Source organism: Paraburkholderia sp. GAS333, from assembly GCF_050435665.1.
Lineage (GTDB): Bacteria > Pseudomonadota > Gammaproteobacteria > Burkholderiales > Burkholderiaceae > Paraburkholderia > Paraburkholderia fungorum_A.
The window spans coordinates 747223-765611 of the sequence record NZ_JBNDKS010000002.1 but is presented as its reverse complement, the minus strand read 5'-3'; the positions used below and the strand labels follow the sequence as shown (position 1 = coordinate 765611).

General features: G+C 63.1%; 15 protein-coding genes. 7 read left to right on the top strand and 8 right to left on the bottom strand.

Annotated elements, in window-relative coordinates; translation table 11 throughout:
- Positions 1 to 58: 58 nt before the first annotated feature.
- Positions 59 to 1711 carry a methyl-accepting chemotaxis protein gene (locus tag ABH945_RS12675; RefSeq protein ID WP_429250725.1) on the bottom strand — a complete coding sequence of 551 codons (1653 nt, stop codon included), beginning with the start codon at positions 1709 to 1711 and terminating at the stop codon, positions 59 to 61.
- A gap of 303 nt (positions 1712 to 2014) precedes the next feature.
- Here ABH945_RS12675 and ABH945_RS12670 point away from each other — a divergent pair, with 303 nt between their 5' ends.
- Positions 2015 to 2815, top strand: a complete 801-nt coding sequence (locus tag ABH945_RS12670) for a DUF4239 domain-containing protein (RefSeq protein ID WP_074762946.1) — start codon at positions 2015 to 2017, stop codon at positions 2813 to 2815.
- Between the two features lie 94 nt (positions 2816 to 2909).
- On the opposite strand, the gene ABH945_RS12665 is transcribed toward ABH945_RS12670, so the two are convergent.
- Both ABH945_RS12665 and ABH945_RS12660 read right to left on the bottom strand, forming a co-directional pair.
- Entirely contained in the window at positions 2910 to 3449 is a 540-nt protein-coding gene (locus ABH945_RS12665; RefSeq protein WP_429250724.1) for a single-stranded DNA-binding protein, read from the bottom strand.
- Between the two features lie 178 nt (positions 3450 to 3627).
- Positions 3628 to 4821 carry an MFS transporter gene (locus ABH945_RS12660; RefSeq protein WP_074762944.1) on the bottom strand — a complete coding sequence of 398 codons (1194 nt, stop codon included), beginning with the start codon at positions 4819 to 4821 and terminating at the stop codon, positions 3628 to 3630.
- A gap of 362 nt (positions 4822 to 5183) precedes the next feature.
- On the opposite strand from ABH945_RS12660, the gene uvrA reads away from it, so the two are divergent.
- The 3 genes from uvrA (at position 5184) to ABH945_RS12645 (ending at position 10650) form a co-directional block, all read left to right on the top strand.
- Positions 5184 to 8057, top strand: coding sequence for an excinuclease ABC subunit UvrA (gene uvrA, locus ABH945_RS12655; protein ID WP_074762943.1), 2874 nt, complete (start codon positions 5184 to 5186; stop codon positions 8055 to 8057).
- Between the two features lie 34 nt (positions 8058 to 8091).
- Entirely contained in the window at positions 8092 to 9177 is a 1086-nt protein-coding gene (locus ABH945_RS12650; RefSeq protein ID WP_074762942.1) for an AI-2E family transporter, read from the top strand.
- Between the two features lie 246 nt (positions 9178 to 9423).
- Positions 9424 to 10650 carry a PepSY-associated TM helix domain-containing protein gene (locus ABH945_RS12645; RefSeq protein ID WP_429250723.1) on the top strand — a complete coding sequence of 409 codons (1227 nt, stop codon included), beginning with the start codon at positions 9424 to 9426 and terminating at the stop codon, positions 10648 to 10650.
- Between the two features lie 190 nt (positions 10651 to 10840).
- Here the strand turns inward: ABH945_RS12645 and purU are convergent, their stop codons facing one another.
- The 5 genes from purU to ABH945_RS12620 form a co-directional block, all read right to left on the bottom strand.
- Positions 10841 to 11710, bottom strand: a complete 870-nt coding sequence (gene purU, locus ABH945_RS12640) for a formyltetrahydrofolate deformylase (RefSeq protein WP_074762940.1) — start codon at positions 11708 to 11710, stop codon at positions 10841 to 10843.
- 131 nt (positions 11711 to 11841) lie between these two features.
- Positions 11842 to 12693, bottom strand: coding sequence for an NUDIX hydrolase (locus ABH945_RS12635; protein WP_429250722.1), 852 nt, complete (start codon positions 12691 to 12693; stop codon positions 11842 to 11844).
- A gap of 37 nt (positions 12694 to 12730) precedes the next feature.
- Complete coding sequence (locus tag ABH945_RS12630) at positions 12731 to 13345, bottom strand: LysE family translocator (RefSeq protein ID WP_074762938.1); 615 nt, start codon at positions 13343 to 13345, stop codon at positions 12731 to 12733.
- A 39-nt stretch (positions 13346 to 13384) separates the two neighbouring features.
- A complete protein-coding gene (locus tag ABH945_RS12625) occupies positions 13385 to 13951 on the bottom strand; it encodes an adenine phosphoribosyltransferase (protein ID WP_429250721.1) in 567 nt (188 codons plus the stop codon).
- 122 nt (positions 13952 to 14073) lie between these two features.
- A complete protein-coding gene (locus ABH945_RS12620; RefSeq protein ID WP_429251088.1) occupies positions 14074 to 16077 on the bottom strand; it encodes a cation:proton antiporter in 2004 nt (667 codons plus the stop codon).
- Positions 16078 to 16237: 160 nt separating this feature from the next.
- On the opposite strand from ABH945_RS12620, the gene kdsD reads away from it, so the two are divergent.
- The 3 genes from kdsD to lptC are packed head-to-tail and all read left to right on the top strand — an operon-like array spanning position 16238 to position 18377.
- Positions 16238 to 17221, top strand: coding sequence for an arabinose 5-phosphate isomerase KdsD (gene kdsD / locus ABH945_RS12615; RefSeq protein WP_074762935.1), 984 nt, complete (start codon positions 16238 to 16240; stop codon positions 17219 to 17221).
- Entirely contained in the window at positions 17221 to 17781 is a 561-nt protein-coding gene (locus tag ABH945_RS12610) for a KdsC family phosphatase (RefSeq protein ID WP_074762934.1), read from the top strand. The genes kdsD and ABH945_RS12610 overlap by 1 nt, the downstream gene beginning before the upstream one ends.
- The gene (gene lptC / locus ABH945_RS12605) at positions 17778 to 18377 is read left to right on the top strand and encodes an LPS export ABC transporter periplasmic protein LptC (RefSeq protein WP_074762933.1); all 600 of its coding nucleotides are present in this window, start codon (positions 17778 to 17780) and stop codon (positions 18375 to 18377) included. Before ABH945_RS12610 ends, lptC begins: the two co-directional genes overlap by 4 nt.
- Positions 18378 to 18389 lie beyond the last annotated feature (12 nt).

Here is an 18389-nt window from a genome sequence, read left to right as displayed (position 1 = left end):
CATCGATGAAAGAAGCGCCGCGAGGCTCATGCGTGAGCCGACCGCGGCGTCTTTTGCTTCAGGCTGTTGCGTACCCGGCTGCGTCGCTCAGCGCCGGTTTGAGGCCCGCTCCGCCACGCCGGCCACCCGACTGTGCAGCCAATCCGGCACTGCCATTGCCCGTCTGGAACACCGCCACGGCCGCGGACAACCGGCGCGCCTGGTCTTCCAGCGAACTCGCAGCCGCAGCAGCCTGTTCGACCAGCGCAGCATTCTGCTGCGTCACCTCATCCATTTGTGCGACGGCGAGGTTGACCTGATCGATACCGGTACTCTGCTCGGTCGCGGCCGCAGCAATCTCGCCCATGATCGAACTTACGCGAGCGATGGAGTTGACGATCTCGGTCATGGTCGAGCCCGAGCGTTCAACCAGTTGCGAGCCGGCCTGCACGCGCGCCGTCGACGCGTCGATCAAGCCTTTGATCTCTTTGGCCGCGGCTGCGCTGCGCTGCGCGAGCGAGCGCACTTCGCTCGCGACCACCGCGAAACCGCGTCCCTGCTCGCCTGCGCGCGCCGCCTCGACCGCCGCGTTGAGCGCGAGGATATTGGTCTGAAACGCAATCCCTTCGATCACGCCGATGATGTCCGCCATGCGCCGCGAGTCGTCGACGATGCCATGCATCGTGCCCACGACCTGCTCGGTCAACTCACCGCCCTGCGCGGCGAGGCTCGACGCGCCCTGCGCGAGCGAACTCGCCTGCTTCGCGTTTTCCGCCGTCTGCTTGACCGTGGAGGTCAGCTGCTCGATGCTCGCCGCCGTTTCTTCGAGCGATGCCGCCTGCTCTTCGGTGCGTTGCGACAGATCCGTATTACCGGCTGCGATCTCGCTCACGCCGGTATCGATCGATTCGGTGCCTTGACGGACCGCGCTCACGGTCGCGATCAGCGACTCCTGCATGGTGCGCAACGCGGCCGCGAGACGGCCCATTTCGTTGTTGCTGGTCACGGTAATCTGGCTCGTCAGGTCGCCGTTGGCAATGCGCTGGAATTGCGCGATGGTCGCATCGACCGGACTGACGATCGCGCGCATCAACACCGCGCGGCCGATCCACGAAGCGAGCAGCGACACCACCATGCCGATCGCGACTGCAACACAGATCGCGTAGAACAGATCCTGCGCGTCCTGATAGCGCTGCGCGCCGTGATCGAGTTGGAGTTGTTCGAGCGAGAGCATCGCCTTCTCGTACGCGCTGTACAGCGACGGCAGCTTGTGCGCCTGCAATTGCTGGAATGCGTTCTTGTCGCCGGATTTGAGCGCGGTCAGGGCCGGCGCCACGCCTTCGCGCAGGAAGGTGTCGCGCTTGTCCTGCATGTCCTTGATCAGACGCTGTTCATCGGCATCGGCGCTCGCGCGGCTCACATAGTGGGCAAGGCGGTCGTCGGACGCTTTCTGGTAGACATCGAAACGCTTGAGCACGGCGCTAGCGCCATCCTGATCGTTCAGTTCGACCAGCGACGCATACGTCGCCAGCGCAAGGCGCAGGCGCAGCAGTTGCCCGGAACTTCCTTCGAGATCGGCGACGGCGGGGGTGTCCACCGTGTACATCTGCTGCAACGACGCGTTGCTCGAACGCAGTGACAGCAATCCCGCTGCGGCGCCCAGCAGTAACGCGACGCCGAACAGCAGGATCATCAGGGTGAGGCAGGTACGAATCGACAGATTTCTCAACATCGGGCATGTCTCCATTGGGCTGCCTGACCGCACATTTGCAATAGCCTCGGCCATGCGTGCTGCGCCCAAACCCTTCGGCCCGGTCCGCAACTTGTGTCTAAAATTTAAGCGACCACCACATTGAGGGACTACGGCGGGATTACCGGAAACTTTATGGTTGGTAAGGCAGATCGTTGCCGCAGATCAACATTTCCCCGTCCAGACTGGCGTTCACGCCGGCCGTCGCCTTACGGGACTATCCCGGTTTTCGTTCGAACGCAGTTGATGGACAGTGGCGAAGCAGACGTTTTTCGGAGCATGTCTATGTCGGAAGTCGGTTCCGCTCTACTCGTTTTCGCGCTTTTGCTGATCGCCACCGGCGTGGGCGTGTGGGTACGCCCGCTTTTACCCGAAGAGCACAAGGCGCATGAAACCGTGCAGTTGATCCAGCTGGTGATCGGCATGCTGGTGACGTTTGCCGCGCTGGTGCTCGGGTTGATGACGGCGTCCGCGAAGGCCGGTTTCGATACCGCGTCGAACGATTTGCGCACCTATTCCGCCGATCTGATCGAATTCGACACCACGTTGCGGGCATTCGGCGACGCAACCGGCGAAGCGCGTCGCCTGCTGCGCCAGTACACGGCGGCGGCCATCGCGTCGACATGGCCGACCGAACCGCTGCCGACCGGTGATTATCCGAAAGACCTCGGTCCGTCGAGCGGCACGCAGACTCTGGAGAACTTCCGGCTGGGCGACATGCTGACCGCGGTCGGAACGGAGTTGCGGCGATTGCACACGAGCGATCCGCTGCAACAACGCGCGCTCGACGACGCGTTGACGCAATACCGGCGAGTCGTCGACGCGCGCTGGAAGATTCTGGAAGAGGCGCACAGTTCGATCTCGCAGCCGTTTTTCCGGACGCTGACGTTCTGGCTGTGCGTGATCTTTCTGAGCTTCGGGCTGATTACGCCGCGCAATGCGCTGGCGCTGGTGACGATCTCGCTGGGAGCGGTGTCGATTGCTTCGGCGATCTATGTGATCGTCGATCTGGATACGCCGTTCACGGGGCCGATTGTGGTTTCTAGTGCGTCCATGCGGGACGCGTTGACCCATTTGCGGCGGTGAAATGCCGGAATGCTATGCCGATCATGATCGGCCATAAAAAAACCCACGCGATTGCGTGGGTTTTTTGTGCGTCGATGCAGCGTGAGCGCTTCGATTAGAACGGAATATCGTCGTCCATTTCATCGAATCCACCGCCAGCCGGCGCGCTCGGACGGCTTGCACCGCCGCCGCCAGCATTGCCGCCACGCGGAGCACCGCCACCCGACATCGCACGGCCACCGCCACCACCGCCGCCGCTACGCTCCGACGGCTCGCCACGGCTGTAGCCGCCTTCGTCGCCGCCACCGCCCATCGAGCCGCCACGGCCACCCAGCATTTGCATCTGCTCGGCGACGATTTCGGTCGAGTAACGGTCGGTGCCGTCCTGCGCCTGCCATTTGCGGGTGCGGATACGCCCTTCCAGATAGACCGACGAGCCTTTCTTCAGATATTCGGAAACGATTTCCGCCAGACGGCCGAAGAACGACACACGGTGCCATTCAGTCGCTTCCTTCATTTCGCCGGACGCCTTGTCCTTGTACCGGTCCGTCGTCGCAAGGCGGATGTTCGCCACTGCGTCGCCGCTCGGAAGATAACGGACTTCCGGATCGGCTCCGAGATTGCCGACGAGAATGACCTTGTTCACGGATGCCATGAGTTTCTCCTGTTGATTCCGTTGCGGGCGGCGCGGCAATGCGCGTTTTCGCGTCTCATGGCTGACGGGCCGAGCCGGGAATAACGCCTCTGCCCGCCGCCGGGTGAGTTCTGGGTGATGTCGGGATGTGCCCCCGAGTGCGCCGCGACCTTCGCGATTTGTCGCGAAGCTTCGCGTGTTACGTACTGACCTTGCGCGGCGGCTGTTTCATCTTTGCGGCGATTATAAGCCAGCAAAAGACGAGCCCCGAACACGTAAAGAACACAGCGCTTTGACCATCCACTTTAAGCAGCCATCCGCCGATCATTCCGCCCAGCGCAAGACCGATCGACTGCGTGGTGTTGTACACGCCGGCGGCCGCGCCCTTGCGGGTTCCGGGAGCCAGCTTCGACACCAGCGAAGGCTGCGAAGCTTCGAGAATATTGAAGCCGAGAAAGTACACAAAAAGGATCGCCGCCACACTCAGAATCGTATGCGGAGCGACGCCCAATAACAACTGGCCGATCAGGATAAGACCGATCGCGGACAGCAGCACGGCCTTCATCTTGCCGCGCTTTTCGGCGACGATGATCGCCGGGACCATCATCACGAACGACAGGCCCATGACCGGCAAATACACCTTCCAGTGCGACGCGACCGGCAGACCGCCGCCTTCGAGAATGCGCGGCACGACGAGGAACAGCGCGGTTTGCGTGGCATGCAGCACCAGCACGCCGAAATTCAGACGCAGCAGTTCGACGTTATGCAGCACTTCCCGGAACGGCGCGCGGACGTGCACCGGCTTCGGCGCATCGGGTACGACCCACAGCACGAGGCCGATCGCCAGAATCGAGAAGATGCCGACCAGCGTGAACAGGCCGCTCATGCCGACCCACTGGAACACGATCGGCGCACCGACAATCGCCACCGCGAACGACACGCCAATACTGCCGCCCACCATTGCCATCGCCTTGGTGCGATGTTCTTCGGCGGTCAGGTCGGCGATAAACGCGATCACGGCGGAGGACACCGCGCCCATCCCCTGAATCACCCGGCCGACGATGATCCACGTCATGTCGTGCGCGCCCGCCGCGACGAAGCTGCCAATCGCGAAGATCAGCAGGCCCGTGGCAATGACCGGCTTGCGGCCGATCTTGTCGGACACCCAGCCGTAGAAGATGTAGAGCATGGACTGCGTCACGCCGTACGCGCCTAGCGCGATACCGACCAGCAGCACGTTGTCGCCGCCCGGAATGGATTTCGCGTAGATCGAGAACACCGGCATGATCATGAACAGGCCGAGCATGCGCAGCGCGAAAATAGCGGCAAGCGACACGGTCGCGCGCATTTCAGGCGCGCTCATGCGTGTGGATGTGGCGGACGGATTGGACATCGGGAACGTTTCTTTGAATGAGCTGGGTTGCGCACCGCAGACAGTCGGCCCGCTGGACGGCCGCAACCGGCGGCTGACCACAACGACGGCGTGACGGCGGGATGCGAACGGCGCGGCGTGGAAACCTGCGGCCCTGTTGCATTCCCACTTGCGCCTTGCGGTGCGTCGCGGTGCCTGGGGGTGCCTTGTACTCGCGGAAAACGGCCCCAGTTAGACCTCTTTCCCGCGGCGCTGAACCGCTGCCTTACAGCTTGCCTTATGCCTGATTCCAGCTGTCAGGAAGCCGTAACGGCGGTCTCGAAAAGTCGTTATAGTAGCAGGTTTAGCCCCTTCCTCTTTCCGCCAGTTCATGGAATAAATCCGTGGAACAAATCCGTATTCGTGGGGCTCGCACCCACAACCTGAAGAACGTCAACCTCGATTTACCCCGTCACAAGCTCGTCGTCATCACGGGCCTTTCCGGCTCGGGAAAATCGTCGCTCGCGTTCGACACGCTCTACGCGGAAGGGCAGCGGCGCTACGTCGAAAGCCTTTCCGCCTATGCGCGCCAGTTCCTGCAACTGATGGAAAAACCGGACGTCGACCTGATCGAAGGTCTGTCGCCGGCCATCTCGATCGAACAGAAAGCGACGTCGCATAATCCGCGTTCCACGGTCGGCACCGTCACCGAAATTCACGACTACCTGCGACTATTATTCGCACGTGTCGGTACACCTTACTGCCCCGACCACGAGATTCCGCTCGAAGCGCAAAGCGTCTCGCAGATGGTCGACGCCGCGCTCGCATTGCCCGAAGAAACCCGGCTGATGATCCTCGCGCCTGTCGTGGCCGATCGCAAAGGCGAGCACGTCGAGCTGTTCGAGGAAATGCAGGCGCAGGGCTTCATCCGTTTTCGGGTGCGCTCGGGCGGCGGTACGGCCAACGAAGGCGTCGCGAAGATCTATGAAGTCGACTCGCTGCCGAAGCTGAAGAAGAACGACAAGCACACGATTGACGTGGTGATCGACCGTCTGAAAGTGCGGCCGGACATGAAGCAGCGGCTCGCCGAGTCGTTCGAAACGGCATTGCGTCTCGCCGACGGCCGCGCGATCGCGCTCGAGATGGATACGGACAAGGAGAAGCTGTTCAGCTCGAAGTTCGCGTGCCCGATCTGCTCGTATTCGTTGCAGGAACTGGAGCCGCGCCTTTTCTCGTTCAACAATCCGATGGGCGCGTGCCCGGAATGCGACGGCCTCGGCCAGATCACGTTCTTCGATCCGAAGCGGGTGGTCGCGCATCCGTCGCTGTCGCTCGCGGCGGGCGCGGTGAAGGGCTGGGACCGGCGCAACCAGTTCTACTTCCAGATGCTGCAAAGTCTCGCGGCGTTCTATGAGTTCGACATCGACACCGCCGTCGAAGACCTGCCGGAGAAGGTCCGCAAGATTCTGCTGTTCGGCTCGGGCAAGCAGGAAATCCCGTTCTCGTACATCAACGAACGCGGCCGCACATCGGTGCGCGAGCATGTGTTCGAAGGGATCATCCCGAATCTGGAGCGGCGTTATCGCGAGACCGATTCGGTCGCGGTGCGCGAAGAACTCGCCAAGTATCAGAACAACCAGGCGTGCCCGGCTTGCGCGGGCACGCGGTTGCGCCGCGAAGCGCGCTTCGTGCGAATCGGCCACGACGAAGACGCGCGCGGCATCTTCGAAATCAGCGGCTGGCCGTTGCGCGACGCGCTCGGCTATTTCCAGACGCTGCGGCTCGAAGGCTCGAAGCGCGAGATCGCCGACAAGGTCGTGAAGGAAATCGTCGCGCGTCTGATGTTCCTGAATAACGTCGGGCTCGATTACCTGTCGCTCGAACGCAGTGCAGAAACACTGTCGGGCGGCGAGGCGCAGCGCATCCGGCTCGCGTCGCAGATCGGCTCCGGGCTCACCGGCGTGATGTACGTGCTGGACGAACCGTCGATCGGTCTGCATCAGCGCGACAACGACCGGCTGATCGCCACGCTCAAGCATCTGCGCGATCTCGGCAACTCGGTGATCGTCGTCGAGCACGACGAAGACATGATCCGCATGGCCGACTACGTGGTTGACATGGGCCCCGGCGCGGGCGAACACGGCGGCATGGTGATCGCCGAGGGCACGCCGAAGCAGGTCCAGGCGAACGCGGCGTCGATGACCGGGCAGTACATGTCCGGCGCGCGCAACATCGAATTCCCGGACGAGCGCAAAGCGCCGGACGAACGGCGTCTGCGGATCATCGAGGCCTATGGCAACAATCTGCAGCATGCGTCGCTGGATCTGCCGGTCGGGCTGCTTACGTGCGTGACCGGCGTGTCCGGTTCGGGCAAGTCGACGCTGATCAACGACACGCTGTATCACGCGGTCGCGCAGCATCTGTACGGCTCGTCCACCGAGCCGGCGCCGTTTGAATCGATCGAAGGGCTCGAGCACTTCGACAAGGTGATCAACGTCGACCAGTCGCCGATCGGCCGTACGCCGCGTTCCAACCCGGCGACCTACACCGGCCTCTTCACGCCGATCCGCGAACTGTTCGCGGGCGTTCCCGCCGCCAAGGAGCGCGGTTACGAAGCGGGCCGTTTCTCGTTCAACGTGAAGGGCGGGCGCTGCGAGTCCTGCCAGGGCGACGGCGTGCTGAAGGTCGAGATGCACTTTTTGCCGGACGTGTATGTGCCTTGCGACGTCTGCCACGGCAAGCGCTACAACCGCGAAACGCTCGACGTCCAGTACAAAGGCAAGAACATCAGCGAAGTGCTCGACCTGACGGTCGAGGCGGCGCATGAGTTCTTCAAGCCGGTTCCGGTCGTCGCGCGCAAGCTGAAAACCTTGCTGGACGTGGGTCTGGGCTATATCCGCCTGGGCCAGTCGGCGACCACGCTGTCGGGCGGCGAGGCGCAGCGCGTCAAACTCTCGCTGGAACTGAGCAAGCGCGACACGGGTCGCACGCTATACATCCTCGACGAACCGACCACCGGTCTGCACTTTCACGACATCGCGCTGCTGCTGGAAGTGATCCATCGGTTGCGTGATCAAGGTAATACTGTGGTGATCATCGAGCATAATCTCGATGTAATCAAAACGGCCGACTGGGTTATCGACCTCGGTCCGGAAGGCGGTGCGGGCGGCGGGCAAATCATCGCTCAAGGAACGCCGGAGCAGGTGGCGAAGTCGAAAGCAAGCTTTACCGGCAAGTATCTGGCGCCGCTGCTGAAGCGGTCGGCCAGTAAAAAGTAACGCTGCACATCACGGGTTGGAGACGGAAGAAGCCATGGCCAAGCGGAATCAGGCGCGCGACGACGGGCAGGTGCAGGACCTACGCCCACGCCCGGTCAGGCTGACTAGCGACATGAGCCTGCCGAAGTTGTCGGCAGTCGAAATCGGCAGTTACGTTCTGATGTTGGTGGGCATGTGGGGGGTGATCGAACTGAAGCTGCTCGGCGCATTGCTCGCCGGGCTGCTGGTGTTTCAGCTCGTCCACACCATCGCGCCGCGCATCGAGCGCCACATGTCGAGCAAGCGCGCGCGCTGGCTGGCCGTGGTGATTCTGTCGACCGTGATCGTGGGCGCACTTACCGGTCTCACGCTCGGCATCATCGAGCATTTCGAGAACGACGTGCCGAGCGTGCAGAACCTGCTCGACCAGGCCATGCAGTTGATCCACGAGGCACGCGGCCGGATTCCGCAGTTCATCGCCAATTCTTTGCCGGTCGATACCGAGCAGATGAAGGCCAAAGCCGAAGAGTTGATGCACACGCATGCCAACATGCTGCAGCAAAGCGGCACGACGGCGGCGCGCGGCTTCACGCATATTCTGATCGGCATGATCATCGGTGCGATTATCGCGGTCGGCGCGCAGAAGCAGATGCACCGGCTGCCGCTGTCCACGGCCTTCGTCACGCGCGTGACGCGTTTCGCCGATGCGTTCCGCCGCATCGTGTTCGCCCAGGTCAAGATTTCCGCGATCAACGCGGTGTTCACCGCCATCTTCCTGCTGGTGATCCTGCCGATCTTTCACGACCGGCTGCCGCTGTCGAAAACGCTGGTGCTGGTCACGTTCATCCTCGGGCTGCTGCCGGTGATCGGCAATCTGATGTCGAACACGATCATCGTCGCGGTCGCGCTGTCGGTCAGTTTTCCGGCGGCGGTCATGTCGCTCGCGTTCCTGATCCTGATTCACAAGCTCGAATACTTCCTCAACGCGCGCATTGTCGGCGGCCAGATCGAAGCGCGCGCGTGGGAGCTGCTGATCGCGATGCTCGTGATGGAAGCCGCGTTCGGCATTCCCGGCGTGGTTGCTGCGCCGATTTTCTACGCGTATATCAAGCGCGAACTGATCTACTTGCGGCTGGTGTGACCCCCAAACACATCCTGGCAAATCGGGACGGCAAGCTGGACGCTGTCTCGATTTAGCACCGCAATTCAAGCGGACAAGGCGTCAGTGCCCCGCTTGCCCCTTCGCTTGCTCCTTTAGCTTCGGCCAATTGGCGGGAAACTTGCAGTAGTTCGCATCAACCCATAAGATGCGAATAATTCCCGTTTACATTAAGCCTGCGATCGTGACCTCCCGTCCGTATTTCCGCCCTGCCCTGCCGGTTCGCGCATGAGACGCCAGCTCGTCCGTCTGCACCGATGGTTCGGCGTCTTGACCGCGTTGTTTCTGTTCGTAGCCGGCCTGACCGGCGCGATCATCGCGTGGGATCATGAACTCGATGCAGCGCTAAACCCGTCGTTCTTCAACGCGCGCACGGCCGGACCCACGCAGTCGGCGCTGGAACTCGCGCGCCACGTGGAAGCCGCCGATCCGCGTCTGCAAGTGACGTTTTTGCCGCTTGCGGTCGAGCCCGGCCGGGCATTGCAGATGATGGTGCTGCCGCGCACCGATCCCGCGACCCAGCAGCCGTACGCGCTCGATTTCGACCAGATTGCCGTCGATCCGGTCACCGGCGACATTCAGGGACGCCGCCTGTGGGGCGCCGTGTCGCTGTCGCGGCTGAACCTGCTGCCGTTCATCTACAAGCTGCATTACACGCTGCAATTGCCGTTCACCGGCGGCATCGATATCGGCACCTGGTTGATGGGGATCGTTGGCATCGTCTGGCTGTTCGATAGCGTGATTGCGCTGTGGCTGTCGTTTCCGAGCTTCAAGGCGTGGCGCAAGTCGTTTGCGTTTCGTTTGAAGCGCGGCGGCTACGCGCTCACATTCGACCTGCATCGCTCGGGCGGCGTGTGGATCTGGGGTCTGCTGATGATCGTCGCGCTGACGTCGATCTCAATGAATCTCGCCGCGCCCGTGGTTCGGCCGATCGTGTCGAAGCTGTCGACGCTCACGCCCGACCCGCTCAACAACCCTGAAATCCTGCGCGCGCCGCAACCGGGCGATCAGGTGCTGAGCCGCGAGCGCATCGTCGAACTGGCCGAACAGGCTGGCCGCGCGCAGAACCTGCAAGTGCCACCGGGCGGTCTTTACTACGTGCAATTCCTGCACGCGTACGGCGTGGGGTACTACGCGCCGGGCAACGACCACGGCGATATGGGCCTAGGCAATCCGTGGATGTATTGGGATTCGGCCACCGGCAAGCTGCTCAGCAAGCAGATTCCAGGAAAGGGTTCGGCCGGGGATGTGTTCCTGCAGGTGCAATTCCCGCTGCATTCGGGGCGCATCCTCGGTCTTGGCGGACGGATTCTGATCAGCGCCGTGGGTATCGCGGTCGCCGTGCTGAGTGCGACGGGTCTGCTGATCTGGCTGAAGAAGATGAATGCGCGCCGCCGCTCGGCGCAAAACGCGAATGCTGGACGCGATGCGGGCCGATCGGCGGCACGGTCCTAGACGGTCTGGAAATTCTGGAAGGTCGATCAGAGGTTTTGCGCCGGCATGAACCGGCACACGCTTGCAGCGGCTGGCATGGTGCTGGATGGACCATGCCAGCGGGCTTTCCAAGCGCGGCGATTGAACGTCGCCGCATACCCGCTCCGCTGCAAACGCGTCAACGCAACTTCAACAGCTCCGCGTTTGACGCTTAGCGGAACACCACCGTCTTGCTACCGTTCAACACGACGCGATGCTCGACGTGCCACTTCACCGCACGCGCCAGAGTCACGCACTCGACATCGCGGCCAATTGCCGTCAGTTGCTCCGGCGTCATGCTGTGATCGACCCGCTCCACTTCCTGCTCGATGATCGGACCTTCGTCGAGATCGGTCGTCACGTAGTGAGCGGTCGCGCCGATCAGCTTCACGCCACGGTCGAACGCCTGGTAATACGGCTTCGCGCCCTTGAAGCTCGGCAGGAACGAGTGGTGAATGTTGATCGCGCGGCCCGCGAGCGCTTCGCACAGCTTCGGCGAAAGAATCTGCATGTAGCGCGCGAGCACCACCAGGTCCGCCTGATGTTCGTCGATCACTTCAAGCACACGCGCTTCCTGCGCGGCCTTCGCGTCGGGCGTACCGCCCAGCAGCGGGAAGTGATGGAACGGAATGTCGTAGCTCGCGGCAAGCTGGTAGAACTCCTTGTGGTTCGAGATGATCGCTGCGATCTCGATCCCAAGCTGACCCGTGCGAAAACGGAACAGCAGATCGTTCAGGCAATGCCCGATCTTCGACACCATGATCACCACGCGCGGTTTGACCGACGCGTCGTGCATCTCCCAACGCATGCCGAACTGCTCGGCCAGCGTCCCGAACGACGCGCGCAGCGCATCCAGTCCCGGATCGCCGCCGACCTGCTGAAAATGCACGCGCATGAAGAATTCGCCGGTGCCGCTGTCGCCGAACTGCGCGGAGTCGAGAATGTTGCTGCCACGCTCGAACAGAAAGCCCGACACGGCGTGCACGATGCCGGGCCGGTCGGCGCACGACAGTTTGAGAATAAAGCTGTGATCGGTCGACATGACCTGGGTGACTCCCTTCTTCATTGCGTGGTTTGTTCAGTCTGTACTGCTCGTTGCAGCGTGTTTCGTTATGCGATGTGCGGCGGTGCCTACCGATGAGCGGCTGATTTTGCGCCAGAGCCAGCCGATGCTCAATCAGGCGCAGGCGGCGCAAACAATGCGTCGATTCCCGCACACGCCTCTTCATCGATCCAGCGGCGGCGCAGCAGGCAATCCAGCGTGGCGAGACTTGCGTCCACGGTCATGGCGCCTTCCTCGATCCAGCGCGCCACTTCGTCGATACGCGCAAGCCGGTGCTCACCCACTTCGCCGTCCTGATTGCGCGGCGCGAAATCGGCGGGCAACGCGAGGTCGTAGATGAAAATCTGCTCGGCCTGCGTGCCTTCCGGCAGCGATTGCAACACATATGCGGTACGGCCCGCGACAGCCCGCGCAGCGATTTCCTCGGGAATACCGGCTTCTTCCCAGCATTCCTTGATGATCGTCGCTTCGACGCCGAAGCCCCAGCCGATCCCGCCCGCGACCACGTTGTCGAGCATGCCGGGGTCGGTGGCCTTGGTGTCGCTGCGGCGCGCGATCCACAATTGCGGTGCCCCGCCATCCGCATATTCTACGACGCCGTTCAGATGCACCGCGTAGGTCATCGTGCCGAAGAAGCGCGACGCCGCGCGTTCGATGTACGCGAGCGGCGCTGCGTCGAACGCATTGCGGATCGCGTAAGTCTCGTTGCGCCAGCCCGGAATGAGGCCTTCCGCGGCGAGCGCGCCGATCACCGAACCCAGCGCCGCGCTGCGCAAATCGACTGTATTGAACGCGGCTGCCAGCGTCACGCCCGCGCCGCCGATGTCGAACACGTCGGGCCAGCGCGCGAGCAACGGCACATCGCCCGAGCGAATCCAGCCGACCTGTTCGGCGCCGATCCGGAACGGCCGATGAAGCGCGGCGTCGAAGCGGCGCGCGGCGGTGATGCAAGGCAAAGTCATCTGAAAACTCCGAACTGTCTGCGGTGATGCGATCACGTCAGTCGCGCAGCGCGACGCGAATCCCAATGGCGATAAACGTCGCCCCGGCGAGGCGGTCGAGCCACACGCCCACGCGCGGCCGACGCTTGAGCCAGCCGCCGATCATCCCCGCGCACACGCCGAACAGCGAAAACACCACCAGGGTCTGCAACATGAACAGCGCGCCGAGTTCGAGCATCTGCAGTGTGACGCCCTGTGCGCCATGCGGCTGCACGAACTGCGGCAGGAACACGACGAAGAACAACGTCACCTTCGGATTCAGCAGATTGCCGAGCACGCTCTGGCGGAACACCGTGGCGAGCGGCTGCGCGGCGCGTTCATGCGCGGTCGCGAGCCCCTGGCTGCGCAGCGCCTTGATGCCGATCCAGATCAGATACGCGGCGCCGGCCAGCTTGATCGCCTCGAACGCGAGCGGCGACGAACGCAGCAACGCCGCCACGCCGAGCGCCGCGAGCGTCGTGTGAAATGTGATGCCGGCGGCGAAACCGAGCGCGGCGACAAGTCCCGCCGCGCGTCCTTGCGAAATGCCTCGCGCGAGCACTTGCAGGTTGTCCGGGCCGGGCGCGACCGTGATCGCAATCGAGGTCGCCAGAAACAGCAGGAAGTTGGGCATCGTCGTTACCTTCGTGATGTGAAGCCGGAAGCGCCGCGCTCAATGTCCTTCGAAAGACGTCGCCGTGTAGAGTTCAAGACCGCCTTCGCGCAGCAGCTTCGAGCCGCCGAGTTCGGGCAGATCGACAATCGCCGCGCCCTCGACCACCACCGCGCCGAGCCGCTCGAGCAGAATCTTGCCGGCCATCATCGTGCCGCCGGTCGCGATCAGATCGTCGATGATGAGCACGCGGTCGCCCGGCTTGCACGCATCTTCGTGAATCTCGACGGTCGCGGTGCCGTATTCGAGTTCGTACGATTGCGAGAGTCGCTTGTACGGCAGCTTGCCCGCCTTGCGGATCGGAATGAAGCCGATGTTCAGTTCATGCGCGAGAATCGGCCCGATGATGAAACCGCGCGCATCCAGCCCCGCCACGTAGTCGAGCTTCGCCTCGATATAGCGCTGCACGAACAGGTCGGTCAGAATGCGCAGCGACTTCGCCTCCTGCAACAGCGGCGTGATATCGCGGAATTGCACACCCGGCTGCGGCCAGTCAGGCACCGTACGAATATGGCTTTTGATGTAGTCGGCCGCATCGAGCGGCGCGCTCACGAGCGCGTTGGACATGATGTCTCCGGATGGACCTGAAGTGGTCCGATGAAACGATGAAAAACTGGATCAGCAGCGGTCTGCGTGCGCAGCGCCGCCTTGGGGCACCAGCCCCGGCTGCATCAATCTGCTTGCGTGAATCACGCGGCGGCAGCGCCCGCGCGACGGTGTTTCGACAGCCGTTCCTCGGCTTCCGCAAGTTGTTCGGGCAGACCGCGCAGCACCACGATGTCGCTCGCGCGCAGTTTGGTGGACGGGTCCGGCTCGACGCCGCGAATGCCGTGCCGGCGGATCGCTGTCACCTCCACGCCCACCTCGAACAGCCCGAGGTCCGCCAGCGTGCGGCCCACCGCGTCCGCGTTTGCGTCGACCGGCACCGATTGTAGCCGCACCTGTTCGTGACCGTCGTCGTCGTCCACGTCGTCGGCGCCATGGAAATAGCCGCGCAGCAGCGCATAGCGCTCGTCGCGCATTTCCTCGACCCGGCGCACCACACGACGCATCGGCACGCCCATCACCACCAGCGTGTGCGACGCCAGCATCAGACTGCCTTCGACGATTTCCGGAATCACCTCGGTCGCGCCGGCGGCCAGCAGCTTTTCCAGATCGGCGTCGTCGACGGTACGCACGATCACCGGCAACGTCGGCTCCAGCTCGTGGATGTTGTGCAGCACGCGCAATGCCGACGGCGTATTCGCGTAGGTAATCGCTATCGTCGCCGCGCGGTGGATACCGGCGGCGAGCAGCGACTCGCGCCGCCCGGCATCGCCGAACACGACCGACTCGCCCGCCGCCGCCGCCGCCGCGACGCGGTCGGGGTCGAGATCCAGCGCCACGTACGACAGACCTTCGTGTTCAAGCATGCGCGCCAGATTCTGCCCGGCACGACCGTAACCGCAAATGATCACGTGACCACTCTGCTTCAGGCTTTGCGTGGCGATACGCGTCATCTGCAACGACTGCATCATCCATTCAGTTGAAGACAGACGTAGCACGATCCGGTCCGCGTTCTGGATCATGAACGGCGCGGCGAGCATGGACAGCAGCATTGCCGCGAGAATCGCCTGCAACAACGTGGCGTCGACCAGGTGGCGGTCGAGAATCAGATTCAGCAGCACGAAGCCGAACTCGCCCGCTTGCGCGAGACCGATGCCGGTGCGCATCGCGACGCCCGGCGACGCGCCGAACAGACGCGACAGGCCGGTAATCATCACCGCCTTCAACACGATCGGGCCGATCAGGAAGCCGAGCACGATCAGCGGATGCTCCCAGATCACGCGCGGATTCAGCAGCATGCCGGTGGTGACGAAGAACAGCCCGAGCAGCACGTCGCGAAACGGCTTGATGTCTTCTTCCACCTGATGCCGGTACGGCGTTTCGGCGATCAGCATGCCCGCGATAAACGCGCCGAGCGCCAGCGACAAGCCGAATTTATCGGTGATGAACGCGGCGCCCAGCGTCACCAGCAGCAGATTGAGAATGAACAGTTCCTGCGAGCGGCGCCGCGCGACCACGTTGAACCAGCGCGTCATGAAGCGCTGACCGACGATCAGCAGCAGCGCCAGTGCGACGACGATCTTGATCGCCGCGATGCCGAGCGCGCTGACCAGATCGTCCGAGCGGCCGCCGAGCGCCGCGATGATGATCAACAGAGGCACCACCGCCAGATCCTGGAACAGCAGCACGCCGAAGATGTTGCGCCCATGCTCCGTTTCGATTTCGAGCCGCTCCGCGAGCATCTTGCTGACAATCGCCGTCGACGACATGGCGAGCGCGCCGCCCAGCGCCACGCTCGCCTGCCACGTGATGTGCACCCAGCGCTCCAGCACGAAGCCGAGCGTCACCGCGACCGCGATCGTGCCAATCACCTGCAGCAGGCCGAGGCCGAACACGAGCCGGCGCATGGAGCGCAGTTTCGCAAGCGAAAACTCCAGCCCGATCGAGAACATCAGGAACACGACGCCGAACTCGGCCAGATTCTGCGCGCCAACCGAATCCGGGATCAGACCAAACGCATGCGGCCCGACGACGATGCCGACCGTCAGATAGCCGAGCATCGGGGGAAGATTCAGAAAGCGAAATATCACCACGCCCGCCACCGATGCCAGTAGCAGGAACAGCGTCATTTCGAGCGGGGAGATCATCGGCAAAAACGCATGGGTAAAGCGTCCTCGTTCGTCAGCGGAACCGCGCACGAAAACGCCGTGCGACAAGGTTGAGGGGCCAGTAAAAAGGCTGATAAAGGCAGCGGCTTGGCACAGCAGGCCCGGCGCGGCGAACAGGCGCCTTTGCTATACTTCGCGAATGATAGCGAAAATCAATGGCGACCGGGCACTCGCGCTCGCTCGTGACGTGCTCGACATCGAAGCGGACGCCGTGCGCGCGCTTCGCGATCAACTCGACGATGGTTTCGTCGGGGCGATCGACTTCATCCTGGGTTGCCGTGGGCGCGTGGTCGTCTCCGGCATCGGCAAATCCGGCCATGTGGCGCGCAAGCTCGCGGCCACGCTGGCCAGCACCGGCACACCGGCGTTCTTCGTGCATCCTGCGGAAGCCAGTCATGGCGACCTCGGCATGGTCACGTCCGACGACGTGTTCCTCGCGCTGTCCAATTCCGGTGAAACCGAAGAACTCGTGGCGATCCTGCCGCTCATCAAGCGGATCGGCGCGAAGCTGATCGCGATGACCGGACGCCCGTCGTCGAGTCTCGCACAACTGGCCGACGTTCATCTGAATTCCGCAGTGTCGAAAGAAGCCTGCCCGATGAATCTCGCGCCCACCGCCAGCACCACCGCCGCGCTCGCGCTCGGCGACGCGCTCGCGGTCGCGGTGCTCGACGCACGCGGTTTCGGACGCGACGACTTCGCGCGCTCGCATCCTGGCGGCGCGCTCGGCCGGCGCCTGCTTACCTACGTTCGCGACGTGATGCGCACCGGCGACCAGGTGCCGAAGGTCACGCCTGAAGCAACCGTGCGCGACGCGCTGTTCCAGTTGACCGCCAAGCGCATGGGCATGACCGCGATCGTCGATAGCGACGAGCGCGTCACCGGCATCTTCACCGACGGCGACTTGCGCCGCGTGCTCGAACGCGACGGCGATTTCCGCCAGTTGTCGATTGCTTCGGTCATGACGGCCGGCCCGCGCACCATCGGTCCGGACCAGCTTGCGGTCGAAGCCGTTGAACTGATGGAGCGCCACCGTATCAATCAGATGCTGGTCGTCGATGAAGCGGGCAAGCTGATCGGCGCACTCAACATGCACGACCTGTTCTCGAAGAAGGTGATCTGATGGCCATCGCCCCTGCTACGGCAACCGAACGCGCCAGCCGCGTGAAGCTGATGATTTTCGACGTCGACGGTGTACTGACCGACGGCGGCCTGCTGTTCACGGCGGAAGGCGACACGATGAAGGGCTTCCATTCGATGGACGGCCACGGCATGAAGCTGCTGCGCGAAGCCGGCATCGACACCGCGATCATCACCGGGCGCAAGTCGGGCATCGTCGCGGCGCGGGCGAAAGAGATGAACGTCACGCACGTTTATCAGGGCATTCAGGACAAACCTCAGGCGTTTGCGGACCTGTTGCAGAAAACTGGCTTGACGGCCGAAGAATGCGGCTACATGGGTGACGACTGGGTCGATCTTGCCGTGATGCTGAAGGTCGGCTTCGCGGCGGCTCCGGCCAACTCGCATCCTGAAGTGATCGCGCGGGCCCATTGGGTCAGCGAGGCGCGCGGCGGCCACGGCGCGGCGCGCGAAGTCGTCGATACGCTGTTGCGCGCGCAGCACAAATATGAAGCGCTGCTGGCGGCTGCGTGCAGCGGCGAACAGCGAGGCCTCGTCGGATGAACCAGTTTCGCCTGACTTCCCTGATCCCGCTGGTCGCGATGGCTGCGCTCGCCGGTATCACGTGGTGGCTGCTGCAAGCCACGCTGCCGCGGCAGAACGAAGGCGTGGTGCGTCCGAAAGAACACACGCCGGACTATTTCGCCGACAATTTCTCGGTTTCCGAACTCGATCAGTCGGGCTCGACGCAATACCGGCTGACCGCCCAGTCGCTGATTCATTACGAAGACGACGAACTGAGCGATCTGGTCAAACCGGCCATGCGTGCATTCCAGCCCGGCAAGCCGATCGTCACCGCGACCGGCGACACCGGCAAGGTGAACGCCGACGCATCGATCGTCGATCTGTACGACAACGCGCGCATCCTGCGTGCGCCCGGCGGCGGCGATCCGCAGATGCAAGCGGATTCACAGCATTTTAGGGTGCTGGTCAACGACGATGTGATCGAGACTGAAAAGCCGGTTAAACTTCAGCGCGGCATGTCGGTGATGACTGCCAGCGGCATGAACTACAACAACGTCACCCGGGTGATGCAGCTGTTCGGCAACGTAAGAGGCGCGATCGCCGCGTCCGACGCCGGCGGCAGCTCGCCCAAGTAACCCGGGTAATCC